The sequence below is a fragment of the Oceaniferula spumae genome, from assembly GCF_042849255.1.
In the GTDB taxonomy this organism is placed as follows: Bacteria; Verrucomicrobiota; Verrucomicrobiia; order Verrucomicrobiales; family Akkermansiaceae; genus Oceaniferula; species Oceaniferula spumae.
The window spans coordinates 2,766,882-2,791,622 of sequence record NZ_AP026866.1; the positions used below are offsets into that span (position 1 = coordinate 2,766,882).

General features: G+C 53.5%; 24 protein-coding genes and 1 pseudogene. 14 read left to right on the forward strand and 11 right to left on the reverse strand.

The genetic code is table 11. The annotated features are described in order from the left end of the window. Window positions 1-54: 54 nt before the first annotated feature. The 4 genes from ACSPJT_RS11455 to ACSPJT_RS11470 all read right to left on the reverse strand — a co-directional run bounded on the left by ACSPJT_RS11455 (window position 55) and on the right by ACSPJT_RS11470 (window position 4,237). Window positions 55-1,578 (reverse strand): sulfatase family protein, encoded by a 1,524-nt coding sequence (locus tag ACSPJT_RS11455; protein WP_435892689.1) that lies wholly within the window; start codon window positions 1,576-1,578, stop codon window positions 55-57. A gap of 58 nt (window positions 1,579-1,636) precedes the next feature. Further along, window positions 1,637-2,335, reverse strand: a complete 699-nt coding sequence (locus ACSPJT_RS11460; RefSeq protein WP_435892690.1) for a C40 family peptidase — start codon at window positions 2,333-2,335, stop codon at window positions 1,637-1,639. A gap of 11 nt (window positions 2,336-2,346) precedes the next feature. Continuing rightward, window positions 2,347-3,501 carry a lipid A deacylase LpxR family protein gene (locus tag ACSPJT_RS11465; protein WP_435892691.1) on the reverse strand — a complete coding sequence of 385 codons (1,155 nt, stop codon included), beginning with the start codon at window positions 3,499-3,501 and terminating at the stop codon, window positions 2,347-2,349. Window positions 3,502-3,565: 64 nt separating this feature from the next. Then, a complete protein-coding gene (locus ACSPJT_RS11470; protein ID WP_435892692.1) occupies window positions 3,566-4,237 on the reverse strand; it encodes a hypothetical protein in 672 nt (223 codons plus the stop codon). A 53-nt stretch (window positions 4,238-4,290) separates the two neighbouring features. On the opposite strand from ACSPJT_RS11470, the gene ACSPJT_RS11475 reads away from it, so the two are divergent. Further along, window positions 4,291-5,190 carry an MBL fold metallo-hydrolase gene (locus tag ACSPJT_RS11475; protein WP_435892693.1) on the forward strand — a complete coding sequence of 300 codons (900 nt, stop codon included), beginning with the start codon at window positions 4,291-4,293 and terminating at the stop codon, window positions 5,188-5,190. After that, window positions 5,180-6,202 carry a hypothetical protein gene (locus tag ACSPJT_RS11480; protein WP_435892694.1) on the forward strand — a complete coding sequence of 341 codons (1,023 nt, stop codon included), beginning with the start codon at window positions 5,180-5,182 and terminating at the stop codon, window positions 6,200-6,202. Before ACSPJT_RS11475 ends, ACSPJT_RS11480 begins: the two co-directional genes overlap by 11 nt. A gap of 33 nt (window positions 6,203-6,235) precedes the next feature. On the opposite strand, the gene ACSPJT_RS11485 is transcribed toward ACSPJT_RS11480, so the two are convergent. Continuing rightward, entirely contained in the window at window positions 6,236-6,775 is a 540-nt protein-coding gene (locus ACSPJT_RS11485; protein WP_435892695.1) for a GNAT family N-acetyltransferase, read from the reverse strand. A 220-nt stretch (window positions 6,776-6,995) separates the two neighbouring features. On the opposite strand from ACSPJT_RS11485, the pseudogene rpmH reads away from it, so the two are divergent. The 5 genes and pseudogenes from rpmH to ACSPJT_RS11510 all read left to right on the forward strand — a co-directional run. Further along, window positions 6,996-7,121, forward strand: a pseudogene (rpmH, locus tag ACSPJT_RS11490) (50S ribosomal protein L34); the annotation flags it as partial. A gap of 189 nt (window positions 7,122-7,310) precedes the next feature. Next, complete coding sequence (gene rnpA, locus ACSPJT_RS11495; RefSeq protein ID WP_435892696.1) at window positions 7,311-7,664, forward strand: ribonuclease P protein component; 354 nt, start codon at window positions 7,311-7,313, stop codon at window positions 7,662-7,664. Continuing rightward, entirely contained in the window at window positions 7,661-7,918 is a 258-nt protein-coding gene (gene yidD, locus ACSPJT_RS11500; protein WP_435892697.1) for a membrane protein insertion efficiency factor YidD, read from the forward strand. The genes rnpA and yidD overlap by 4 nt, the downstream gene beginning before the upstream one ends. 73 nt (window positions 7,919-7,991) lie before the next feature. Beyond that, a complete protein-coding gene (gene yidC, locus ACSPJT_RS11505) occupies window positions 7,992-9,905 on the forward strand; it encodes a membrane protein insertase YidC (protein WP_435892698.1) in 1,914 nt (637 codons plus the stop codon). Between the two features lie 102 nt (window positions 9,906-10,007). After that, entirely contained in the window at window positions 10,008-11,240 is a 1,233-nt protein-coding gene (locus ACSPJT_RS11510) for a threonine/serine ThrE exporter family protein (RefSeq protein ID WP_435892699.1), read from the forward strand. Here ACSPJT_RS11510 and ACSPJT_RS11515 read toward each other — a convergent pair. Then, window positions 11,237-12,160, reverse strand: coding sequence for an FHA domain-containing protein (locus ACSPJT_RS11515; RefSeq protein ID WP_435892700.1), 924 nt, complete (start codon window positions 12,158-12,160; stop codon window positions 11,237-11,239). The two genes, ACSPJT_RS11510 and ACSPJT_RS11515, sit on opposite strands and share 4 nt — an antisense overlap. 10 nt (window positions 12,161-12,170) lie before the next feature. Next, window positions 12,171-13,208 carry a PIN/TRAM domain-containing protein gene (locus tag ACSPJT_RS11520; protein WP_435892701.1) on the reverse strand — a complete coding sequence of 346 codons (1,038 nt, stop codon included), beginning with the start codon at window positions 13,206-13,208 and terminating at the stop codon, window positions 12,171-12,173. 180 nt (window positions 13,209-13,388) lie between these two features. Between ACSPJT_RS11520 and ACSPJT_RS11525 the strand changes: the two genes are divergently transcribed. Continuing rightward, window positions 13,389-13,823 (forward strand): acyl-CoA thioesterase, encoded by a 435-nt coding sequence (locus ACSPJT_RS11525; RefSeq protein WP_435892702.1) that lies wholly within the window; start codon window positions 13,389-13,391, stop codon window positions 13,821-13,823. Continuing rightward, window positions 13,823-14,662, forward strand: a complete 840-nt coding sequence (locus tag ACSPJT_RS11530) for a hypothetical protein (protein WP_435892703.1) — start codon at window positions 13,823-13,825, stop codon at window positions 14,660-14,662. The genes ACSPJT_RS11525 and ACSPJT_RS11530 overlap by 1 nt, the downstream gene beginning before the upstream one ends. A 35-nt stretch (window positions 14,663-14,697) precedes the next feature. Here ACSPJT_RS11530 and ACSPJT_RS11535 read toward each other — a convergent pair whose 3' ends face one another. Then, window positions 14,698-14,907, reverse strand: coding sequence for an RNA-binding protein (locus ACSPJT_RS11535; RefSeq protein WP_435892704.1), 210 nt, complete (start codon window positions 14,905-14,907; stop codon window positions 14,698-14,700). 325 nt (window positions 14,908-15,232) lie between these two features. Here ACSPJT_RS11535 and ribD point away from each other — a divergent pair, with 325 nt between their 5' ends. From ribD to ACSPJT_RS11555, 4 genes are all read left to right on the forward strand, one after another. After that, window positions 15,233-16,315, forward strand: coding sequence for a bifunctional diaminohydroxyphosphoribosylaminopyrimidine deaminase/5-amino-6-(5-phosphoribosylamino)uracil reductase RibD (ribD, locus tag ACSPJT_RS11540; RefSeq protein WP_435892705.1), 1,083 nt, complete (start codon window positions 15,233-15,235; stop codon window positions 16,313-16,315). 100 nt (window positions 16,316-16,415) lie between these two features. Next, a complete protein-coding gene (locus tag ACSPJT_RS11545) occupies window positions 16,416-17,174 on the forward strand; it encodes a PspA/IM30 family protein (RefSeq protein WP_435892706.1) in 759 nt (252 codons plus the stop codon). 88 nt (window positions 17,175-17,262) lie between these two features. Continuing rightward, window positions 17,263-17,559, forward strand: a complete 297-nt coding sequence (locus ACSPJT_RS11550) for a hypothetical protein (protein ID WP_435892707.1) — start codon at window positions 17,263-17,265, stop codon at window positions 17,557-17,559. 338 nt (window positions 17,560-17,897) lie between these two features. Next, window positions 17,898-18,335 (forward strand): hypothetical protein, encoded by a 438-nt coding sequence (locus ACSPJT_RS11555; RefSeq protein WP_435892708.1) that lies wholly within the window; start codon window positions 17,898-17,900, stop codon window positions 18,333-18,335. Window positions 18,336-18,469: 134 nt separating this feature from the next. On the opposite strand, the gene carB is transcribed toward ACSPJT_RS11555, so the two are convergent. Then, window positions 18,470-21,682 (reverse strand): carbamoyl-phosphate synthase large subunit, encoded by a 3,213-nt coding sequence (gene carB / locus ACSPJT_RS11560; RefSeq protein ID WP_435892709.1) that lies wholly within the window; start codon window positions 21,680-21,682, stop codon window positions 18,470-18,472. 80 nt (window positions 21,683-21,762) lie between these two features. On the opposite strand from carB, the gene ACSPJT_RS11565 reads away from it, so the two are divergent. Beyond that, window positions 21,763-22,137 carry a polysaccharide biosynthesis/export family protein gene (locus ACSPJT_RS11565; RefSeq protein WP_435892710.1) on the forward strand — a complete coding sequence of 125 codons (375 nt, stop codon included), beginning with the start codon at window positions 21,763-21,765 and terminating at the stop codon, window positions 22,135-22,137. Between the two features lie 11 nt (window positions 22,138-22,148). On the opposite strand, the gene ACSPJT_RS11570 is transcribed toward ACSPJT_RS11565, so the two are convergent. Together ACSPJT_RS11570 and hflX are read right to left on the reverse strand one after the other, a co-directional pair. After that, window positions 22,149-23,312, reverse strand: a complete 1,164-nt coding sequence (locus tag ACSPJT_RS11570) for a L,D-transpeptidase (protein WP_435892711.1) — start codon at window positions 23,310-23,312, stop codon at window positions 22,149-22,151. 81 nt (window positions 23,313-23,393) lie between these two features. Continuing rightward, the gene (hflX, locus tag ACSPJT_RS11575; protein WP_435892712.1) at window positions 23,394-24,659 is read right to left on the reverse strand and encodes a GTPase HflX; all 1,266 of its coding nucleotides are present in this window, start codon (window positions 24,657-24,659) and stop codon (window positions 23,394-23,396) included. Window positions 24,660-24,741 lie beyond the last annotated feature (82 nt).

A 24,741-nucleotide genomic window follows, 5' to 3' on the forward strand; every position in this document is an offset into this window, starting at 1 on the left:
CCGCCGACGTATAAAACGCCGACGGTTAGAAACCAACGATTGTCAGTATGTCAGTTAGTTACTGCTGAGTTCGGCGCGGACGCCTTTTTTGCTATTCTTCAGCTTATTGAGTAGCTCGCGCATTTTGTCGGCACGCTCTTTCTCCTGATCGATCAGGTTTTTCTTCTCGCCGACATCTTCAGCCAGGTTGAAGAGCTGACCTTTGCCTTTTTTACCGGCAGCAATGAATTTCCAATCGCCATCGCGGAGCGCAAGACCTCTGGCTTCCTCGATGAGGTAACGAGTGCCGTCCTTCTCTTTGCCTAACAATGAAGGTAAGACATTTCGGCTGTCGATGCCTTGATCAGCACCCAGCTCAATGCCGAGTAAATCTGCGAAGCTCGCCATGAAATCGATTTGGTTAATCATCGCCTTGGATTCGCCTGGAGTGATTTTTCCGGGCCAGCGGATGATCAGTGGCACGCGGGTGCCACCTTCGTAGATCTGGTATTTGCCACCGCGGTAAGGACCGGAGCCGTCGTGACCACGGTCGACTTCTTTGGTGGAGGTGTGCACTGTGGTGCCGTCCTTGTAGCCATCGTCGTAGACCGGACCATTGTCACTTGAGAAGATGACGATGGTATTATCCGCGAGACCCTTTTCCTCGAGAACCTTGATGATTTCACCGGCACACCAGTCGAGCTGAACCATGGCATCACCACGGTAGGATAGCTCGGATTTGCCTTTGAATCGTGGATGGGGAGCACGAGGAACGTGGATGTCAGCCGCTGCCCAGTAGAGGAAAAACGGCTCGTCTTTTTTCTGAGCGCCAATGTATTTGCGCGCTTGTTTGACGAACTCATCTGCCATTGTCTCGTCGTTCCAGAGGGCTGACTTACCTCCCCACATTTGGCCGATGCGACCAATGCCGTTGATCACGGTGTTATTGTGACCGTGGGTGTTTTTGTAATAGGTCATCGCCTCAGGATTCTTGCGGCCATCAGGGTAGACGGTGCCGGTGAAACCCTCTGGTGGTCTTTTACCCACATACAGCGGATCGTTGGGATCGAGATTCACCACCTTGTGGTTTTCAACGTAGACGCAAGGCACACGGTCATTGGTGGATGGCAGCAGGAAGGAATAATCAAAGCCAATCTCCAACGGACCCGGTTTGACGTCTCCGTTCCAGTCCACCGGTGTTTCTCCGTCACCAATACCGAGATGCCACTTACCGATGACCGCGGTTTTGTAACCCGCCTTTTTGAACAGCTGGGGTAAGGTGAACATGTTAGGCTTGATCTTCATCGGCGCGTTCGGAGCCAGAACACGGACACCGTGGCGGAAGCCGTGAATCCCAGTGAGCATGGAAAATCGTGAAGGCGTACAGGTGGCAGCTGAGCAATGGCCATCGGTAAACTTCAATCCTTCGCTGGCCAATTTATCCAAGTGCGGCGTTGGGATCAGCTTGGCTCCATAGGCACCTAAATCCCCCCAGCCGACGTCGTCGCCGTAGATGATAATGACGTTAGGTTTTTCAGCCGCGTGGCTGAGCGTTGATGTGGCTATAACAGCCGCTGCAATCGTGGTGGTCCAATTCATATAGGAATTACTCTACTGAAATTGGTGGTTCGATCTATCGTTAAATTTGCCTAAGCGATCATTTTCCGAGCCCGACCGGTGTGCCGTATCCGACGAACTTGGATCGGCTTCCCTTGCGAGGGAGTTTGAAATCGTAAACGCCGTAGCCGTCACCCGCCTTGCCACGGTAGCTACGCCCTTTGGTTGCGCCCACCATGACATGGCGACCGTCTTTTTCCTGACCAAGATACAGTGAGACGTGGCTGATGTTGACGGAGCGGCCGTCCGTGGGAGTGTATGTTCCACTCCAGAACAGCAGGTCACCGGGTTGCAGTTTGGAAAAAGAACTGTGCTCGAGCGCATCGGCATTCGCTGGGATGGTGTGGATTTCCGAGGCATCCCTCAGCCAGAGGTATTGTTGGGCAGAGGTGCGGGGAATTTTGAAGCCACCTTTTCGCAGCACGTAGTACATGGCACCGGAGCAATCGAAGCCATGGCTTTCAGGATTCGACCCGCCGAATTTGTATTTCAACCACCCGTGTTTGGTGGTGGTGGACAGCGCCAGGGTTATCAGCTTCTGCCTAGCTGCCGACAATTTGTCGAAATCCTTCAACTGCTCCGTCTTCAACGAAGCTGGCCGGTAGTAGGTTTTGCCGTTCTCCGTGTAGCTCAGCTTTTCTGTGATTTTTTCAGCGCAGACGGTGGCGATCCCCATGCCTAGCCCCAGTACGATGGCAGCTGTTTTTACCAGAGTGCGCGACCGGAACTCGAAGATCATCGTTCCTGATGTTAGAAGCGTAGGCGAATAGCCAGGGAGCCGAACGACTGGCTGTCTTCCTGAGTTTCAAATGTTTTGGTGCGGAAGGTGTGAACGTAGCTAAATTCCAGATCACTGTATCGGACTCCGAAACCTGCGTAGAGTTCGCCCACAAGCGGTTCGCGATCGACATTGGTATCGTAGTTTCTGAAAACCGGTCCGTCCAAGGTGATGTCATGGATAATACCACTGGCCTGAGCACCCAAAAGTCCATACAGCGACCACTTGCTGGTATTGCCGGCACCGCTGTAGAGGCGTTGACTGTGAGCAGTGGGTGTCAGACGGGGATCTGCAAATTCCACCGGAAGATTCCAGCCAGCACGCACTAAAAACCCGACATGGGCATCGGTGCGGAAGTTACCGAGCGAGTATCCGGTTTCTGTAAATCCATCCACCCTCATGCCAAATGGAAGAAACTCGACCTTATCGAGAGTCTCAATCCGGCGGCGCTGGTTGAAATACAGGTTAAAGGTGATTTCATTGGGGATCTGGCTGTCCCAGCCTTGGAATTTTTCAAAATCGCGAAGCTCGTGGATGTAATCCTGAGTGTCTTGGGCGTAGGACGATGGCCCCACCACACCGATCGCGATTTCCACCGAGTTCTGGGCATGAGCATCACGGGCGTGCAGAGAAAATCCGAGACCTGCCCAGCCAGCATACGGGCGCTCGCCCTCGGGCGGGACCAATGCCTCACGAGTGCTAGGTGTAAACATCAGCTGGCTGAGTGCAAATCCGTAGCTGTACTCGATCTGCCCTGGGTGACGGAATCCCCAGAGCTTGCGCATCCAAGCGAGACTGTCACTACCACCACTGAAACGATGCAGGTTATCCTGCATGAAAGGAATATCGATCGCCGGCTTACCCTCGGTAATCCACGAGATGCGGACCCCATTGGTATAGTTCTCATCGGTGCCGCCGAAGAGATCGTTGTCCAGGAAGAAGGTCAGGTAGCCTTTGCTGGATTTCGATCCGTCCAAAGGTTGGTTATGCGGATCGATACCGCCGAAAATATCAGCTGATACCGGAACGGTGCATTCATCCTCTGGAGCGATCTCAGCCAGAGACGGCTGCGCGAAGATGCCGAGGAGACCTGCTGCTGCAGGAATGAGTAGTGGTCGTGTGTTCATGTACGCTTAATTCTTACGTGGGCATGGTTAGACAGCTATCACCTAGTGTTTATTCCATCCGGGTCTAGAGAGGAGGAATGATCAGCTCGTCGCCTTTTTGGACTTCGATCTTTCCTTCGACGTTGGGCAGCGGGTCAGCCACGGTAGCTTCAGCGTCCATGCGGGTGACTACAACCTCGCCGACGATACCGGTGTTCCGGCGGATGGCAAGTCGGGTGCCTTCACGAACGTTGTTCTGTTTCACATCGAGAATCACGAATTGCACCACGCCCTTATCCATGGCGACCTCTTTCACCTGAGCCATCAGCATGGCTTGTCCGATCAGGCGGGCACGGCGCGCAGCTTTATCGTGCTGGCCGGATTGGCGTTCGTTCATCGCGAGAGTTTCTTCTTCCGCCTGCTTGCGTTTGAGCTCGGCTTCTTCCTTGGCTTCCTTCAGGCGCTTGTTTTCTTCTTCGAGTTCGGCAAATTTTTCTGACGGCATGCTGTCGGGGATCTCCGCAGGTTGTGGAGCCGCAGCTGGTTGCGCGCCTCTGAGGCGGTCGATTTCAGCCTGAAGGCGTGCATTTTCGTCGAGAATCTCTTTGGCGGACTGCCTGCGTCCGTCTTCCACTTCCCCGTCACGCATCGCGCTGTAGGAGAGAACCAATGCCGCCAGTAACATCGCGGCAGTTGAGCCGAGGAGGATCTGTGTGATGTTCATGGCGGGAATCTGGCCGAGAAACCGGATCTTCACAAGATTTAATCCATGGTGCTCTACGCCGAATTTACAACACCCATAGTCGATGCTTGAAAATCGGTGGAGGCGCAGGCACACTGGCGTCCATGATGCGAATGGCAGTTCTCGGTAGTGGCAGTGCAGGAAATGCCACCTTGGTCCAATGTGGATCTACCCTTGTTCTGGTAGACGCAGGCCTCAGTGCCAAACAGCTGGTTCTACGCATGGCCATGCTCGGCATCGAACCGGAACAGCTCGATGCCATCCTTCTCACTCATGAGCACAGCGATCACGCACGTGGTATCGATGTTCTCCTGCGCAATCGTGAAATCGCAGTCTATTCCAATGCGCTCACACGCGAAGCCCTGGGTCATAAAATGAAAAGTCGGATCCCATGGCGAGTTTTCAGATCCGGTCAGGAATTCGATCTCGGTGATCTCAGCATTCAGGCATTCAAGATTCCTCACGATGCCGCCGAGCCTGTCGGTTTCGTGCTCAATGGACTTGGCACTCGACTCAGCCTACTCAGTGATGTCGGCCATGTCACTCACTTGATGCGTGAACACCTCAAAGGCAGCCACGCCATTTATGTTGAGGCAAACTATGATGAAGAGTTGTTAGAAAGAGATACCAAACGACCGTGGGCGACCAAACAACGGATCTCATCGCGTCACGGCCACCTTTCTAACAATCAGACAGCTACCTTGCTCAGCGAAGTGGCTTGTGAAAAATTGAGTCTGGTGATGCTCAGCCACTTGAGTTCGGATTGTAACTGTCCTGATCTGGCATCTCGGACCATTTCCGAATCATTGCGATCTGGTGGCCACCACAAGGTGCAGGTCCAGTGCGCCAACCAGCACCAGCCTACCGAGTGGCACGAATTCACCTCGTCCACGCCGCCCACCGAATCTACTTCGGTTTCTGAAGTCGAAGAGTACAGCACCACGCCTTCGTTGTTTGATGCCTTCTAAGGAAACCATCCCCGAGCTGCCCACCAGCCCGCCCATCAGGCTCGAGGCCGACGACTATACGGCGCCGTTTGCCACCGATGCTTTGGCGAAAATCCAGGCAAAGAAGTTAGATCCCCCTGTTTACGATGGGTATCAAAACACTGGGCGCTCTCCCATCCGGCTTGTTTTGTATTTCCTCATCGTAGTGTCTCTTTTACTCGCCGGTTTTGTTTGGAAAATAATCTCTGATCAAAAGGTCCAGGCATCATTGCCTAGCGCACCACTGCCTTCTAACAATCCAGTCATTGGCACACTCGAAACCACGGCAGATGAGCCATGGACTGATCAAGCCCGTCAGGTGCTCGACCAGTATATCCAGCAAATCGAAGACGAGGATCTAACTGGATCGCGATTCGTAGTCCGCCCCTTGCCGGAGTCTTTTCAAAGTCGTGGCATTCGCCTGATGTACGCGCAGAGCAGGCCTCTGTTAGAAAATCCGTTCCAGCCCATCGTGCCTGTGCGTGTGGAACTGCGCCTCGACCGGCCTGAATTTATCGATGAAGCCGCGCGTGCTCCCTACCTGAAAGACGTCGACCGACAGAACGTCTGCGCATTTTTCAAAACCACGGATGACAATCAGCTGGTGCTCGATAAGCCGGTTTTCGAACAAACCAGGCAGCAGCTTTTGAAAAAGTTCATCGATCGGCGTGAGGTTGGTAAGCCTGAGATCTTCAGACTGACAATCCAACCGATCCCCGAGGTTCTCAGAAAGCAGATCTATGATCGGCAGCTGCTAGGGCACGATTGGTATAAAATCCACTGCCCCGCTTATCCGAGAGCTGCGCGTGTCGTCTGCGTTCCACAAGCCAGTGCCGCGGCCGTCATCTTAAATCAACGCCTCGCGACATCGGAGCCCGATAGCCTGCATGCCGTCACCGCGAGTCTGCACTGGGTAGAAACGAAACCCGGCACGCTGACATTAAAAATCGACGAAATCCGCTGCTGGGAGTTCGAAGGGCTGAATAATTTTTAATCTATTATTACGGAACCCTTGATTATCGCCCGCCTAAGTGGTCAGGCGACGCATCGGAATCATGTTGGAATACTCGAAGCCGATCTTCTTGAAGAAATTCTGCGCATCCGCCCCGATTTTATCGGTCAGCAGAGTGATGCGCTTGAAGTCTTTTTTGGCGGCGAAATCGAATACGTAATCCAGCAGCATCGATCCATAACCCTGGCCACGATGGTTCGGATGGATGATAAAGTCCTCAAGTAAGATCGCCAGTCCGCCCAGAGCGGTGGAGATCGTAAACAGCAGGTTCACCATGCCGAAAATGCGATCGTCACTACGTAAGACGAAGATTCTACCGCGGTTCGGCTGCTCAAGAATCAGTGCCAATCCACGCTCGTGCGCCTCACGGTTCGGTGTGAAATCACCTTGGAGAGTCATGAGTTCCATCATCAGCTCGATCAACTCGGGAAGATCCTCGATGGTCGCAGGCTCAACGCGGATCCCTGGGTGAATCCCCTTGGTGCGCTCTGCCCGGTCCGACAGGTCAGCAGACATCTCGGCCAAGGCACTTTTTGGTATTTTACTCGATGGCATGGATAGACACTGTTTATCAGGAATTGACCCGCTGGGTAGTTTTTTTTAAGAATTTTGCGATTCCCGACAATGCTGGGTTGACAACAAGCAAAAATTCCCTAGGTTGCCCGCCCCCGCCACTGGCAGAATCGCAGGCAGAGTAAATCTGCTCACCTGCAAAGGTCTCCTGAGAAGCTCTCAGCGGACAAAGAGTAACGAAACATCACCAACGTCTTTCATCATGAAACGCACCTATCAGCCTTCCAAGCGTACCCGCAAACGTCAACACGGGTTCCGCGCCCGCATGAGCACTAAAGCTGGCCGTGACTGCCTCCGCCGTCGCCGTCAGAAAGGCCGCAAGCGCCTCCTTCCAAAAGGTGCCGAGATCCACTTCAAGCGCCACGTCAAGCAGCACACCAAGGCTGCGTAATTGACCGTGTGTGTTCCCGGGTCTGCTGAAAGAATCACACCCGGGCATCCAGCGAATGATTTGACACGGCCACCCCACGGTGGCCGTTTCTGCGTTCAGCAGTGAGGTCCAGACACAAGCACCATCATGCGTCTGCGTAGAAAATACAGCATGACGCGCCACGCGGAGTTCTCCCGCACGCGCCAGCAAGGACAGGCAAAGGGCGGTGCCTATCTTGTCCTCAGCACGCTTGCCGACGAGGAACTCCCACACCACAAAGCCGGCGTCATCGTCACCCGCAAGGTAGGAAACGCAGTCACCCGCAATCTTCTCCGCCGCCGCGTTCAGGCAATACTCGCCAGCCACCTTGACCGAATCGATAGCAAACGCTACATCGTCACCGTCATCCGCTGGCGGGCACCGCAAGCTACTTTCGAACAACTCGAAGCCGACTGGTTGAAACAAGCCAGCCGACTGGGCATCCTCGATACTTCTCGGTGAAATTCATCAGTCAAAGCCTCAGCACCCTCCTTTATCTTGGAATCCGCTTTTACCAAAAATTCCTTAACCCGGTGCTCAAAGCAATCGGCGGCCCGAACAGTGGCTGCCGCTTCCACCCCACGTGCTCAAACTACTATCTCGAAGCCGTCAAAATTCATGGCCCGTACCGCGGATCATGGCTTGGCATTTGCCGTATTTTCCGCTGCCATCCGTGGGGCGGCTGCGGTGAGGACCCTGTGCCTCCCAAAAAATAATCTCTCTTCGCTCTCCAGAGCCCACACTTCTCCCATTTCCTAATCCCAATTTCCTAACAACTATAATATTATCATGGATCGCAAAGGCTGGATCATACTTATCATCTGCGGCATTCTGCTCGCACTGAATTTCTACCTCATGCCGGAAAAACCGGCACCGGAGACCACCAAACCATCGACCGAAACCCTCGGCGATGCTGATAAAACCAAGGCTCCCTCCGAGGGACTCACCCCTGATGCCAGTGAGGCCGGACTGCACCGCGAGCCGAACATCCCCAAAGTCGGCGAGAAAACAGCCACCCTCAGCTCCATGGTCGATGGCAAACCTGAGGTGCTTTTCAACTTCACCTCCGTCGGCGGTGGTGTCGATAATGCCATTCTGCTGAACCAGATGGCGGTGGACTCGGATACCGAGCACGTCATCCTCAACGATCAGTCTCCGGCTCCCATCGGTGCCTTCAGCGAGGGCGCAGACGAATTTCTCGCGCTGCACTATGTGATGGTGGAAAAAGACGACGCCATCTACTGCGAAGCGACCACCCCCGGTGGACTGAAAATCACCAAACGCTGGAGTGTCGATCGGGATGAAAAATCCCCCGGTGCCAAGTGGCGCCTGAACCTCAAGGTGACATTGACCAACACCGGCAAAGGCACGGTCAATCTGGCCAACTACTCGCTCTTCGCCGGTAGCGCCACACCTCTGCACCCGCGCGAGTGGGATGACCAGGGCGGTGCTTACTTTCTGGATGACGGCAGCTTCACCAACAAGGACAGCGGCTGGTTCAAAAAAGGATTCTGGCGTGATGCCCGTCCGCTTTTCCAAGAGAGCGTGGCAGAGCTAGAATACGCAGGTGTTTCCAATCAGTTTTTCACCACCCTCATCCGCCCTGCGGAAAAATACTCATCGACCTACTGGGCAAAGGCGTCCAAGGCCGACATCCCCGGTGCCGACCCTGAAAGTCCGAAGTACTCGGTCCGCTCAGGTTTCAGCCTGCCAACCAAAAAACTCGAAACCAACGAGTCGCAAACACTCAGCTACACCGTCTATCTCGGGCCTAAACGCTACAGCGTGCTGAAAAAGATGGAGGGCAACGTCGATGAAGTCATGAACTATGGCTTCTTCAGCATCGTTTCTGTTCCTCTCAACAACGTTCTTAACTGGCTGCACAACGTCGCGTTCTCCAAGACCGCTGACAACTGGGCTTGGGGACTTTCCGTCATCGCTCTGACCATCCTCATCCGGATCGTCATCTGGCCGCTGCATAACAAGTCCACGCGCACCATGAAGCGAATGAGCAAGCTGCAGCCGATCATGAAGGACCTGCGTGAAAAATACGCGGACAATCCTACCAAGCTGAACCAAGAGACGATGAAGCTCTACAAGGACTACCAGATCAACCCGATGGGTGGCTGTCTGCCGATGTTCCTGCAGATTCCGATTTTCTTCGGCTACTACAAGATGCTCCAGTTCGCCGTCGAGCTGCGTGGTGAGAGCTTCCTCTGGGTGGATGACCTGTCGATGCCAGACACTCTGATCACCTTCGACCTTCCCTTCAGCCTGCCATTCCTCGGTGATGCCCTGCCGATCAACTTGCTGCCGATCCTGATGGCGGTCACCATGGTGCTGCAAATGAAGATGACCCCTAACACCGGCGATAAAATGCAACGCCGCATCTTCATGTTCATGCCGCTGATGTTCTTCTTCTTCTGTTATAACTTCGCTGCAGCTCTGGCGCTCTACTGGACCACCCAGAACATCTTCTCCATCGGCCAGACATGGCTGACCAACCGCATGCCTGAGGCCGAACTGGTCAAACGCAAGCCTGGTAAAAAAGGTAAGAAGACATTCATGGAACGTATGGCCGAGCGTATGGAAGAGCAACAGCGCGCCCAGAAATTGGGTCAGCAAGGCGATGGTAAAAAACCGATGCGCGACGCCACTCCGGATAGTGCCAAGAAAAAGCGCAATCCTAAAACAGGAGGCTAAATTTCACCACCCCCGCGTCTGCCCGTGAGTGCGCTCGCGGGGGCGCGGGGGTTTTTTGTGCCTCAATCTAACAACCAACTTTGTGTTCCACACGTCACAACTATGAGCGAGGAAGAATATTTGAAGAAAGCGGCCTTTGTTTCCGAACTCGGCATCGCTCTTCACGATTGCGGCGGCACCAGTCACCGCATTGAAAAGCACCTCACCAATGTCTGTGCGGTGCTGCAGATCAACGGCACATTTCTAACAACTGCCACCAGTATTACTTTCTGTTACTGGCTAGACGATCGCACCAATCAGCACATTCAGATCGAACGCGTCCAGCCGGCCGGTGGTGATCTTGGAAAACTTGAACTCATCGATGCCCTCGTCGATCGGGTCGACAGCGGCGATGTCACATTTCGGGAGGCACGCGAGGAGCTGAAGCAAATCCTCCACATGCCGCCGAACTACAGCCACCTCACCAGCCTATTAGCTGCGGTGGTGCTGAGCGGTAGCTTCGCAGCTCTGCTATCGTTCAACATCAATGACGTCATAGCATCTGCCATCGCCACCGTGGTCATTTTTTACCTTTCCATACTCGGAGGAAAAATGGACCGACTCTCTAACACCATTGAGATTGTGGCAGCCATGTTAGCCGGCCTGATGGCGACGGGCATCGCTGCTCTCGGGTTCAAGATCAACGTGCTCTTTGTCATTCTCTCCACCATCGTGGTTTTCATTCCCGGTCTGTCACTGACGACAGCTTTGAGTGAAATCGCTCACCGTGATCTTGTTTCCGGAACTTCCAAGCTGGTTCATGCGATCATGAATCTGTTCAAACTCTACTTCGGTTCCATCCTCGGAGTCGCCATCGGTGCGATGCTCTGGGGCGCAGGTGCTGGTGAGAGCCTTCATGGTATTCGTAATCTGCCCGATTGGAAAACGCTGCCAGCCGTGGTGCTCTTGGCGGTCTCCCTGACCATCGCCTTTAACATCCGGCCTCAACAAATGTTTTGGTGTCTCATCGCTGCATTGATCGGCTTCTATATTGCCCGATCTGGCGAACAGCATTTCGGCGTTGCCGCTGGGATGTTCTTGGGAGCTTTTTCAGTCGGGATTTTTGCCAATCTCTACGCCAATTACCGCAGCATCCCCAGCTCGATCGTGCTCTCTAACGGATTAGTCCTCCTCGTCCCAGGTAGTAAGACATACATCCTACTCAACTCCTGGATCACCGGTGAGCAGATGATGGATCACAGCACGAATGGCACTCAGGCATTCCTCATTTTCATCTCACTGGTGATCGGATTGCTCTTTGCCAATGCGGTGCTGCCGTCGAAGAAGAGCCTCTAACAGTTCAGCGCGAAGACCTCGATTTCATCCGGGTGACCTTTGACGCGGTTCAGTCCACGAGGTGAGAATTGCTCATATCCATCTGCCCAGCCGTCTAAAAATGCAGCACTGGCCAGCACCTCGGTGTCGAGTTCACGGGTCAGACTTTCCAAGCGGAAGGCCAGGTTCACGGCATCGCCGAGAGCGGTGTTATTTCCCCGTGTCATCGCACCATGCGCCACGTCTCCGAGATGCAAACCAACTCGACACTCAAAGTTGATCTTGTACTGCATCATCGCCAGAGTTCCGGATTTGGAAAATTCTGAACCGTCTCGTAGCGCACGAGCAGCTTGCACAGCAGCCTCCCTGGCCTCCGGTCCAGTATCCTTCCAGTAGGCGAAAACAGCATCGCCGATGAATTTATCGATCGTTGCCCCAAGTGGCGCGAGCACCATTCTGCAATCGTCATACCAACCTCGCATCAACGCCGCCAAGCGCTCAGGCGGAACCTTCGAAGCAATCTCCGTAAAGCCGCGGATATCGCCGACTAACAGAATCAGAGGTGTTGTGGTTAGAGACACCTCCGTGCGCTTCAGCACGCGAGTTTGAAATGATTCCGAGTTCTTGAAACTCACGCCGCTGCTTTTCAGCGTAGAAAACTTCGCCGTCACGGTGCCAAAGGTGATCACGTCACCATCGTTCAGCGGCTCTGATTTTGTCACCGCCAAGTCGTTGAGATAAGTGCCATTCGCCGATGCCAGATCATTGATCCAGTAGCCGTTAGCATGGCGCCGAATGCAGCTGTGCTCTCGAGAAACGCTGTCGTCATTCAACTGAATCGCAACGTCTTTACCGCGGCCGACGATGTTGAAATCATCCAGCAGATGGGCTTGTTGACCATCCGAATTATTCGCGCAGGAAATTATCAATTCTGCTGGCATAACTTTACCATTACTCTTCTCGCTCAAAAAGCTCTGCGAAAACCATCGTCCCAGCTTCGGTTTCCAGCGTGCTGATGACGGTCACATCTTGGGTGGTATTGATCTTGTTGACCGCGTTGTTGACCACGATCATCGATCCGTCTGGCAGGTAACCGACAGCCTGGTGCTCGTCTTTACCCGCACGTACCAGTGGCAGACGAATGCGTTCACCCACGGCGACTTTTGGTTTCAGGGCTTGATTTAAATCGTTGATATTGAGAACCGTGACACCTTGAAGTCGTGCTGCTTTTGTCAGGTTTTCATCCGTCGTGAGAAGTCGCGCGCTGAGCAGGCGGCAAGTGTGCATTAGTCGAGCATCATGCGTGTCTGTTCCGCTGCCACTTTCGGTATCGTGGATATTGATTCGGAACCTCTCGCTCGATTGAAGTTTCTCCAATGTTTCCAGACCCCGTAACCCCCGCGCCCTTCTACTCGACGACGGTGAGTTCGCCATGATGTGTAGCTCCTCGAGAACGAAACGCGGAATCACTAAGTTGCCCTCGATAAATCCAGCGTTGAGAATGCCATACATGCGGCTGTCCGTGATGACATGAGCGTCTAACAGCAAGGGTGGTCCGGGTGTCGATTCACGGTGGAAGCGAACATAGGGAATCAACAGTGAGAAATCATCACCGCCACTGCGCAATGCCAGTACAGACCCCAGGAAACCCAGACTTGCGTAAAGGGTGACGTTGACACCTAGCACGATCGCCTCGATGTGTTCCACTTTCCCGGTCAACGTCGTTTCTAACAAACTAAGCACCCCGACCTTAGATAGCAGCCAGGCGCAGAAGATTCCGATCAGCAGACCCACGGTGGCGTTTGAAAATCCGCGCAGGGTGAATTGCTTCATCAGCGATTCCACCAAGATGAAGAAGGCGGCCACTAACAGACCGATAACGATGCCGACCCATATCATATCAGGGCCGCTGGCGAAGTTGGCGATACCAGCTCCAGCTAGCTCACAGACCAGCAGGTACACCAATCGCGCGGTGTTAACTGATCTCATGGCGGGTTTTTTCAGCATGGAATCAGCATGACGCAATGACCTCGTCACGGCAAGTCAAACCACTGTTCTGTTTCCTAGCAGAAGCGGTCATTTCCGCGCCGCATATCAGCTCCTCCCCACCAATGAGATGATCATCACAGAATCGCTTGAATCTTGCCCGTCAGAGGCAATGATAGATCCATGTCCAAGGCCGCCTCTCCTGCTCCAGAGTTCACCACCCACGAGGAAGTGATGTTTTTTGATACCGACGTCGGTGGTGTCGTCCACAACATCGCCTATCTACGCATGATCGAAACCTGCCGCACGAAACTTGCCGCCACAATGGGCATGAAACTCAGTGACATGGCTGAAACCGGACTGTTCCCCGTGGTGGTGCGCACCGAGATCGATTACCGCCGACCCGCCAAGCTTGGAGACGAATTGGAAATCCACGGACGACTCGAGCAGCTCAACGGGGTGAAGTTCTGGTGCGCTTTTACGGTCCGCCGCAAAGGTGACACTGAGAATCTGATCACCTGCCGCCAAGCGCTCGCAATGGTGCAGATGCCCGAGGGCCGACCCCAGAGGTTGCCGGCTGATTGGAAAGACCGCTGGACAACGGATTCAAAATCGTGATGCTCAGAGCCATAGTCATCCTACTCGTTTGTCTTCACTCCGTTGTCAGTGGCGACGAACGACGCTATGATCAAGTTACTTGGCTCTGCACGCACAATGCGATGAATGCCGCTGACGATGGCTGGCGGCTGCCGAACCAAACCCACACCATCACCAAGCAACTCGACCAAGGAGTGCGTGCTCTGATGCTCGATGTCTGGAAACAGGACGGCGAACTTGTACTTCGGCATGGCCCTGAGCTTGCCCGGTTTCTCGGTTACAAAAAACTCAGCATCGAACTGGCAAATATCCATGCTTTCCTGACGAAAAACCCACAGGCTGTGGTCACCCTGATCTTCGAATCCTACGTTCCGGCCATGGAAGTTGCCAAGGAGATCACTGATTCCAAACTCGCCCCATTCTGCCATTTTCAGGATCCCGCGAAACCCTGGCCCTCGATCGCCAACATGCTGAAAAGCGGTAAGCGGCTCGTCGTTTTCTCTGATCGGGTCGCGAAAGGCACCAAGGCGCCCAGCTGGTACATGCCTATCTGGAGTCACGCCTGGGAAACCAACTGGCAGGCAAAAACGACCGCCGATCTGTTAGCCGCCAAACCACGGCGGGGAAAGCGATCCAACAAGCTGTTTATCCTCAATCACTTCGTCACCAATGGCGTGCCATCCGCAAGCGATTCCAAACTAGCAAACTCAAATCCTTTCCTCCAACAGCGCATCGATGACGCGGTGAAACGCTTCAAATCACAACCGAACTTCCTCGTGCTCAATTTCTACCACCTCGGTGACGGCGCGGCTGCGGTGAAATTGCTCAATCAGAAAGAGCCCGCTGAGAACGAACGCTAAAGTTAGCTCCTCGCGCAAGGATGCCCTCCTAACCCCTAGGAACCGTTCGCAGTGGTCTGGATGTCTGTGAGTGCGTCAATGAAGTCACCGAGCACCTCAGCAGGCACCATGATGGTGTCACGATTGCCGGACACCTCCTCGGTAATCTTGATCACCTTACCTCGGGCGTTTTCCTTCAGGTCGAGATAGAAAGTTTTCCGGTCGGCCAAGATCTTTTCGGTGTGCAGTAAGTCGTCGTGCTTCATGTTCTTCATTTGTGTTTCCAAGTCCTATGCTCCACAGTGTGCCCAGCGGGTCAAGACATGAAATGCCTCTGGTCGAGCAGGCCAAGCGGTTGAATTCCTGACTTACTTATTCACTGCTCTTAGAAGAGATTATTTTTAGTTTCAAAAGATTCTTCTTCTTCTAATTGTTAATAAGTGCGTCTAACTGCTGTTTCACACCCATTCCACATGCGTTCCACGGGAATAATAACCTGATGAATACCACTGGAATTTTACCGATGACTCGCGGTATTTCATGGATCTGAAATAGATCGGCTCATCGTACCGACAAGTTATCCACATCCTGATGAGCCTTGTTCACAGCTTGCGTTTTCCACTTCTCAGCGATATGACTCCGCCCATGAATGTCGCCTCCGATGACCGCCAGTGGATGCAGCTCGCGATCAGCGAGGCCCAGAATGGCATCGGTCTGACATCGCCCAATCCTCCTGTCGGTGCGGTGATTGTGAAAGACGGAAAGCTGCTTGGAAAAGGATGGCATCATCGTGCTGGCGAGCCGCATGCCGAGCGCGAAGCATTAGCCGATGCCCGAGCGAATCGTCATGATCTCTCAGGCGCAACGATTTACGTCACCCTCGAGCCCTGTTCGAGTCATGGCCGAACACCGCCCTGCACCGATGGCATTCTGGAGTCTGGCATTTCCAGAGTTGTCTACGGCGCCGAAGACCCGAACCCATCCCATCGCGGTCGTGCCAAGGAACTCTTGCTCGCCGCCGGAGTGGAGGTGGAAACTGGCGTTGAAAAAGACGGCTGCGAGCATCTCATCCGCGCTTTTTCCAAGGTTCACCAGACTGGTCTGCCATGGGTGCTGATCAAGTCGGCCATCAGCCTTGACGGCCGAATCACCCGGCCGCCGGGCGAAGGGCAGTGGCTGACTTCTCCTGAATCGCGAGAAGAGGTGCAATGCATGCGCTACGAATCAGATGCCATCATCACCGGAGGAAATACCCTACGCATCGACGACCCGGCCCTCACCGTCAGGTCAATTTCCCTACCGGAAAAACCCCAACCCTGGCGAATGATCATCAGCCGAGGTTACCGATCCTCCCTCCCCGCCACAGCTCAGGTCTTTACTGATGCCCATCGCGATCGGACCCTGGTCCAAGAAGACGGTGACCTCCTAGCCGCGCTGAAACAACTCGTTTCCAAAGGCTGCAATCAAGTGATGGTCGAAGCCGGAGGACAACTGTTAGGTGCCTTTCTCGATGCCGGTCTGGTGGATGAAGTCGCCATCTTCTACGCCGCCATGATCACCGGTGGCCCCGATGCCGGCTTTGCAGGACTCCCGCGCGAAGTCCACCTGAAGCAGCACCAGTTCAAACAGATTGGCAACGACGTTCTCCTCCGAGCCCTGATTCAGCAGCCCTAGAATCACAAATCTCCAATCCCCCATTACAAATAACTGCATGTCTTATACTTGCCGTTAGCTGAAGTTTCCTGCAATATCCGCGCAATCAACCTAACTCATCATGTTTAAACGTATCGGCAATCTCTTCAAAGGCTTTCTCGGCCTGTTCATCGGCGGCATCGAAAAACGTAATCCGGAAGCACTTCTGGACGTCGAAAAGGAAAACCTGCGCAAGCAGATCTCCGAGTTCAACAAAGGCCTCGCGACTCACGCTGCCTTGGTCGAAAAACTCATCACCCAGACCAAAAAGCTCGATAAGGAGGAAAAAGAACTTCGCGCCAAAACCGCCGCAAACCTCAAGGCAGGCAACCGTCAGCTCGCCGGTGAATACGCCATGAAGCTGCAGTCCGTTGAAAAAGAGCACGATGAAGTCGCCGTGCAAATGCAAGAAGCAGAAGTCCGCTACAAAGAGCTAGTCAAAGCTCGCGATGTCAGCGTCAAGACCGCCAAGAAGAAGATCGAAGAACTCTCCAGAGACATCGACGATATGAAAGTGCACAAAGCCATGGCCGAACTCAACGAAATGGCCTCCGGCATGGTCACCAGCATCGGTGGATCCGGCGACACCCTCAACCGCCTCGAAGGCATGGTCGAAGAAGAGCGCAACAAAGCAGCCGGCCGTGCCCGCGTTGCCAAAGACTCCCTCGACATGGGCGACATCAACATGAAAGCCGCGGAAGAAGAAGCCATGGCAGAAATGGCCCTGGCCGATTTCGCCGCCACCGAAGGCATCGAACTCGAGCCCAACGCAAAACCAGCCAGCGAAACTCCAGCCTCAGAAACCACCAAAGGCACCATGGGCCCCGGGGTTTCCGAGTAGGTGGAGATAAAGACATTATTTTGCCGATGGAAAATAACGCCTAGGGAGATTTTTGCTTGGTGAGAACAATTACTAGTTCTGCTAAGAAATGACGGACTACACCATCAAGATCGTTGGACGCGGTGAGGACATCGTCTACGAGGCGGACGGAAAGAAGTATGTGTTCGAGGTCAGCTTTTCAGCCATTCCATACAAGCTATACGCTGATCGATATTCCCGGGAGGATTTGGGGTTTCGTCAGTTTGACGTTACAGAGGGTGAAGGTCAGATCATCCAGAGAATCGCGGACTGGATTACAGCGAAGGATGGGAAGCCCGTTCGGATCGTGGAGAAGGAAGACATTCCAGGAACACCGCTTCGGAGTGTCGACGACATTTTCCGCTAGAACATGAAGCGCCGTGACTCCAGAAACCAAAAAGCAGAACAAGGCGTCGCACCACAATCCGCTACCCGTTCCGAGTCGGATTCGGAGGGTGGCGACAACCCTCAACCAGAATCGAAGCCACGCCCCCGGTAGCGGATGTGTGGACTTCGACGTTCGTGAGAAATATCGAGAAGGCCGAATTAACGGACATCACTCAGCCAAGATGAACACCCTGAATACATCGTTCAGCAGTGTGAGCCGCATCTCTGGTGTTTGTCATCTACGGCTTCTCAAGTTCTCTCAGTAAACGGCGCACCGTCTAAATTGACTTGGCCCTGCTGACTCGCTATACAAAAAGGATGAGCACTGGAATCACCATTGACGTCAAAGACGAAAAAGCCGAAATCAGCGGATACTACCAAAACTTCGCCGAAGAATTTGATGACCTCGCATCGTTTCTCAAGGACGATGGCTGTGACCTGATTCCCTATTTATTCTGTCCGGAAAGCTATCAATCCGAAGAAGAAATCAGAGAGTGGTTTGAGTATGACGACGATGCCACGGAAGAAAGCATCAACGCAGCAATCGCATACAATAAGCTGATTACCACGGAAACCTACTCAAGCATCCAAGAGGTGTATGCAGCGATGACAAAAGCTAGAAACATCGCTTCCGGCTATGGCGAAGAACGGTTCCACCATGGCAAAGAAGCACTGCTCCTCGACCTCGACGAATTGATCGCAGAGCTTGAGAAGAAAAAGGATGACGAATTCGAAGTTCAGTTCGTCCGTGCCTAGTCAGCAGGCAATTCGTTCACCTAACATAACTTACTAACAGAACAGACTAACATATAAAGCCTCCCCCATCAGTAGCTATGGGGGAGGCTTTGAAGATGTTGAATGCTGACGTTTACCGGTCGTGTTAGACCGACTTACAGCTTATGATACTCCTGCAGTGTGGTCACTGTTAGTTCCTGATTCTGCAAGGACTTGATCGCCTGAACCGAGGCTTCGGCGGCGGACAGGTTGGTGCAGTGTGAGATCTTGTTAGCCACAGCGCCGGAGCGGATGGTGACCTCATCGGTGCGCGCTTCGTGACCGCTTGGGGTGTTGATGATGAAATTGATGTCTCCATTTTTCATCATGTCCATCACGTTAGGACGACGTTGCTCGGCCAGTTTGTAGAGGCGGTTCATGGTGATGCCTTCGGCCTTGAAGCGTTTGTAAGTTCCGCCGGTGGCGTAAATGTTGAAGCCGAGTTCTGAAAGCGCGCTGGCGATAGGCACCGCGCGGTCTTTGTCCCGATCATTGACGGAGAAGAACACATTGCCTCCGGTGGGAAGTGGGTTAAAGGCGCTGATCTGGGCTTTGGCGTAGGCCATGCCCATGTCTTGATCGATGCCCATGACTTCACCAGTGGATTTCATTTCCGGCCCTAACACAATGTCGATGCCTGGGAAACGTGGCCATGGGAACACAGCCTCCTTCACGCAGTAGTGGTCAGGTAGAATTTCATCGGTGAATCCAAGTTCCTTGAGGGTTTTGCCGACCATGATCTTGGCGGCGAGCTTGGCGAGTGGCACGCCGATGGATTTGGAAACAAAGGGCACGGTGCGCGATGCACGTGGGTTCACCTCAATGACGTAGAGTTCCTCATCCTTAACCGCAAACTGAATGTTCATCAGGCCGCGCACATTGAGCTCACGAGCGAGGTCTTTGGCGGCTTTGATAATTTGCTGCTGAATGTCATCGGACAGTGAGAAGGCAGGAATCACACAGGCGGAGTCACCGGAGTGAATGCCGGCCTGCTCGATGTGCTGCATGATGGCACCCACCACGGAGGTTTCACCGTCTGAAATACAGTCGACGTCAATCTCAGTGGCATTCTCAAGGAAGCGATCGACCAATACCGGGCGGTCTGGCGATACGTCAACGGCCTCGTTCATGTAGCGAGTGAGTTCAGCATCGCTGTAAACGATCATCATCGCACGTCCACCTAGCACAAAGGAAGGTCTAACAAGAACCGGGTAGCCGATGTCTTTGGCCACGGCCACTGCTTCTTCGGCACTTGTGGCTGTTCCGGCTTCAGCTTGTTTCAAACCGATCTTGTCTAACAGGGCGGAGAAAAACTTCCGGTCTTCAGCAAGCTCAATGTTCTTCGGTGAGGTTCCGATGATCGGCACGCCGTGACGTTCAAGATCCGCGGCGAGGTTCAGTGGTGTCTGGCCACCGAACTGAACGATCACGCCGTCCGGTTTTTCTTGGTCGCAGATATTGAGAACGTCCTCAAGTGTTAGAGGCTCGAAGTAAAGTTTGTCACTGGTGTCGTAGTCCGTGGAGACTGTCTCGGGGTTCGAGTTCACCATCACGGTTTCGTAGTCCAGCTCCTTCAGCGCGAAGGCGGCGTGCACACAGCAGTAGTCAAACTCGATACCTTGACCAATTCTGTTAGGTCCGCCACCGAGAATGATGATCTTTTTCTTATCGCTCTCGCGAGCTTCGTTTTCATCGCCGTAGGTAGAGTAGTAGTAAGGCGTGTGGGCCTCGAACTCAGCGGCGCAGGTGTCGACCAGGCGGTAAGTAGGAATGATTCCGGCGGCTTTGCGCTCGGCGCGGACGTCGTCCTGATGGATACCACGTGCGTGGGCGATCTGGATATCGGAGAATCCCCACTTCTTGGCCTTGCGCAGGTCCATGGTGGCTAGGTTGTCGCCTTCGTCCACGATCTGCTTGAGCTGCTCGAGGAACCAGACGTCGATGGTGGTGGCTTCGAAAACATCGTCCACTGACCAGTCGTTTTCAAAGGCGGTCTTCAGCCAGAAAATGCGCTCGGCATTGGGCACGTGAAGTTTTCTCTCGATCTCTTCGTGACTGACGTTCTGCGGGTCCTTGCCGTCGAAGCCGAAACCGAACCGGCCGGTCTCAAGTGAACGCAGCGCTTTCTGCATCGACTCCTTAAAGGTGCGGCCAATCGCCATGGCTTCACCGACCGCTTTCATCTGAGTTGTTAGAACAGCATCGGCGGTTGGGAATTTCTCGAAGGTGAAGCGTGGAAGCTTGGTAACGACGTAGTCGATGGTCGGCTCAAACGATGCCGGAGTCTCCCGGGTAATGTCGTTAGGCAGTTCATCAAGAGTGTAACCTACTGCCAGCTTCGCAGCGATCTTGGCAATTGGGAAACCTGTGGCTTTGGACGCCAGCGCAGAGGAACGGGATACCCGTGGGTTCATCTCGATCACGATGCAACGGCCGTCCGCCGGGTTCACCGAAAACTGGATGTTAGATCCGCCGGTTTCGACACCGATTTCGCGGATGCAGGCAAACGAGGCATCGCGCATGATCTGGTATTCGCGATCTGATAGAGTCTGTGCGGGAGCTACGGTGATCGAGTCACCGGTGTGCACACCCATGGGATCAAGGTTCTCAATGGAGCAAATGACCACGCAGTTGTCCGCGCAGTCACGCATGACTTCCATTTCGTACTCTTTCCAACCTAACAGACTTTCCTCAATCAGGACTTCATCCACGGGTGAGAGATCGAGTCCACGCGCGACGATGGTTTCAAATTCTTCTTTGTTATAAGCAATGCCACCACCGGATCCGCCGAGGGTGAATGCCGGGCGAATGATCAACGGAAATGAGTTTCCGGTGGTTGCCTTGAGTTCTTTGGCGATGACGCGCGCCTCTTCCATGGTGTGGGCCACGCCACTCTGCGGAAGGTCCAGGCCGATCTTGAGCATGGCGTCTTTGAAACGCAGACGGTCTTCGCCTTTATCAATGGCATCGGCGTTGGCACCGATCATGCGGACGTTGTGTTTATCCAGCACTCCGGATTTAAACAAATCCATCGAAGTGTTCAGTGCGGTCTGGCCACCGAGTGTTGGCAGCAGCGCACAGGGACGTTCGCGGATGATGATCTTTTCGACGACTTCGGGTGTGATCGGCTCGATATACGTCTTCGGAGCGAACTCCGGGTCGGTCATAATCGTAGCAGGGTTCGAGTTCACAAGAATGACTTCGTATCCTTCCTCGCGCAGGGCCTTACAGGCCTGCACACCAGAATAATCAAACTCACATCCTTGTCCGATGACAATCGGGCCGGAGCCGATCACCAGAATTTTTTTGATACTTTCGTCTTTGGGCATTAGGTCGTGCTAAATTTGAAGGATTTATGACGAGATAGCCTCCATTGTAAAGCCTGACACGAAAGTAATGTCACCTTTTTTTGAACATTGAACAAATTTGCGGTGTCGAAGCCGGTATGCGCTTACTCATCTACACAATCTTTTTTACGCTGTTTTTCCCGATTATTTGCTCATCAGAGGTGAACTCCCAAGAGAGTAAGCCAAATGTTGATTTGCATGCGAAACTTTCAGTGACCGGTGAGGTCAAAAAGCCCGGCCGGATTAAATATCAAAAGGACCTGACTGTTCTTCAAGCCATCGCCCTAGCTGGCGGCTCCACCGCCAACGCCGATATGACCCACGTTACACTGCTGCGTAACGGTAAAAAATGGCGTTACGATCTAACAAACCCAGCTCACCAAAGGTTAAAACTCTACGCTGGTGATGGAGTGATTGTCGCAGCCAAGCCAAAGTAAGTAGGGAAGCCCTACTCCACCTTCACAATCGCCCCCGGACGAACAAGCGTCGGAAAACGGGCGGCATCCCAATTTGAAAGTCGGATGCAGCCTGCACTTCTTGCCCGGCCGATGGTGTTCGGGTTGTCGGTGCCGTGAATGCCGATGCCTGACTTGGTCAACCCATTCCAGATGATGCCGACAGGATTGTTCGGGCCGGGAGGGATGGTGAGGTATTCTTTTCCGCGCACTCCGGTCTCGAGCAGTTTTTTATCGTAGCGCCATGTCGGGAGCTCGACGCTGTTTTTCAGGTTCCACACTCCCTTAGGAATGAACTGCACCTGCCCTGGGGTGATGGGAAAACTGGCGACGAGTCTCGGTTTGGCAGCCTGAATCTTAACTGCACCTTCCTCACTATCGTCTTCCGGCAGCACCAACTGGTAAATATAGACCTGCTTGGTGTTGGTATCCACCACGACGTGGCGGGCGGTCAGGTTGATTTCCGTTTTGTGAGATTTTCCTGTTTCGAGGTCTTCGATTTTAAATGGCTCAATGTTCGGCACCTTGATCGCGGTATGGCCTTTGGCGTTGCGCATTTTCGAGTAGCCGTTGATTTCCTTCAGCAACTCTTCGGAGCAGTGGTATCTCTCGGACATGAACTCGGTGACACTCCGGTAGGCCATGTATTTCTTGCTGGCCTGAGAACTGCGATTGGTAGGTAGCGAGGAGTTGATGTATTTGCTGACGAACGATGGGATGATGGCGGTGGCGTAAATTTCCTTCACCCCCGCGGCTGCTTCCTCGAGCACACGCATGTCGTCTTTTTCCCTGCCCAGACTCACGTTGTAATTCTCGATGGCGAGCTTGGTGAAATGGCCTGGTTTTCCATCGATGATGCCGGGGCCGAAAAACTTCTGATCGAGATAGATCTGCAATCGGACTCCGCTGTCCCTGTCTTTGGGGATGGTGGGTTTGACCTCCTCGGTGGTTTCGGGCTTTGCTTCGGGAGTAGTTGCGGTGTCTGCTTTTTCTGCGGCCTTCGGTTTCTGCTGAGTCTCACCAGCTGGAACGTTCTCCTCAACGATGATAGCTTTCTTCGGAGTGACCAGCAGTGGCTCCTCCGGTTGGGCGTTGGCATTGATTGTTAGAGCTGTTAGGGAGCCTAACAGAATTTGTCGCGTTTTGCAGAAAGTCATGTTCTTCAGTGAGATTCGTGTCGGGTTTAGATTGCCACATATTTTACCGCACGCGAATGTAAACTTACCAAAGCAGTGAATTTACTCTTCGATGCAGAACTCGGCGATTTTCCCAGCAATGCTCTCGGGCACGATCGCCCGAAGGATCAAATCGTTTCCTTCATAGTCGGTGCTGAGAACTTTGGCGTCACGATGTAACAGACCTGGGATATCACCTCGGCTCTGTGGCACCCGGTAAGTGAGTGTCTGCACACGGTCGACGAGCATCTCCGAGAATTTCTCCATCAGCTTATCAATTCCCTCCCCCGTCATGGCACTGACAGAAATGGTATTTGGAAATGAAACCTCAAGCCCTGCCAGTTTCACCGGGTCGTTGAGGACATCGATCTTGTTCAAGACGGTGATCACAGGTTTGTCCCCCGCCCCGAGTTCCTCCAGAACCTCCATCGTGGTCTTGTAGAATTTCTCAACTTCGGGTGATGATGCATCCAGAACGTGGACAATGAAGTCGGCGAGCACGGACTCCTCCAAGGTCGCCTTGAACGCTTCGACCAATCGGTGCGGCAGGTTTCTTACAAATCCTACGGTATCGGTGAGTAATAGCGGTTGTCCATCGGGCAGCTCGATCGCGCGAGTGGTTGTATCGAGCGTGGCAAAGAGCATGTCCTTCGCCATCACCTCGGAACCAGACAACCGGTTGAGTAAGGTCGATTTTCCCGCGTTGGTATAACCAGCGATGGCTGCACAGGGAATGCTTTGCTTTTCCCGCTCCTTTCGACGTGTATCCCGTTGCTTGCGAACTTCTGCGAGCTCGCGTTTGCATTGATCAATCCGGGTCCGGGCAAGTCGACGATCGACCTCGATCTGCTGCTCACCCATACCTCGAGAGGCACCGCCGCCACCTTGGCCACCGCCGCCTTCTCTGTCGAGGTGGCCCCACATCCTGGCCAGACGTGGTAGCGAATATTGCATTTTAGCCAGATCCACCTGCAGTCTGGCTTCACGGGTGTGTGCCCGCTTGGAAAAGATATCCAGAATCACCTCCTCCCGGTCGATCACACAGATATCGGCTAACTCCTCCCAGTTGCGCTGTTGCGAGGGCAGAAACATATTATCGAACACGATGCAGTCGCACTCATGGGCACGGGCGAGTTCTACGACTTCATCCGCTTTCCCAGTCCCGCAGAGATACTTTCTGTGAAATGACCGCGTGAACACGAGAACTGATTCCGCTACGCCGATTCCGAGTGTGCTCACCAGTTCGCCCAGCTCCTCAAGCAAAGACGCATCTTCCTCTTCCTCTTTACGGCTGCCGCAAATCCGAACCAGCAGTGCTCGTTCAACCATTTCTGGTTTTTCCCTGACCTCAAACATATGACAGATCAATGCCCTATTTAGCCCGTCCGCGCAAGCCATAGCTGAAGTCTTG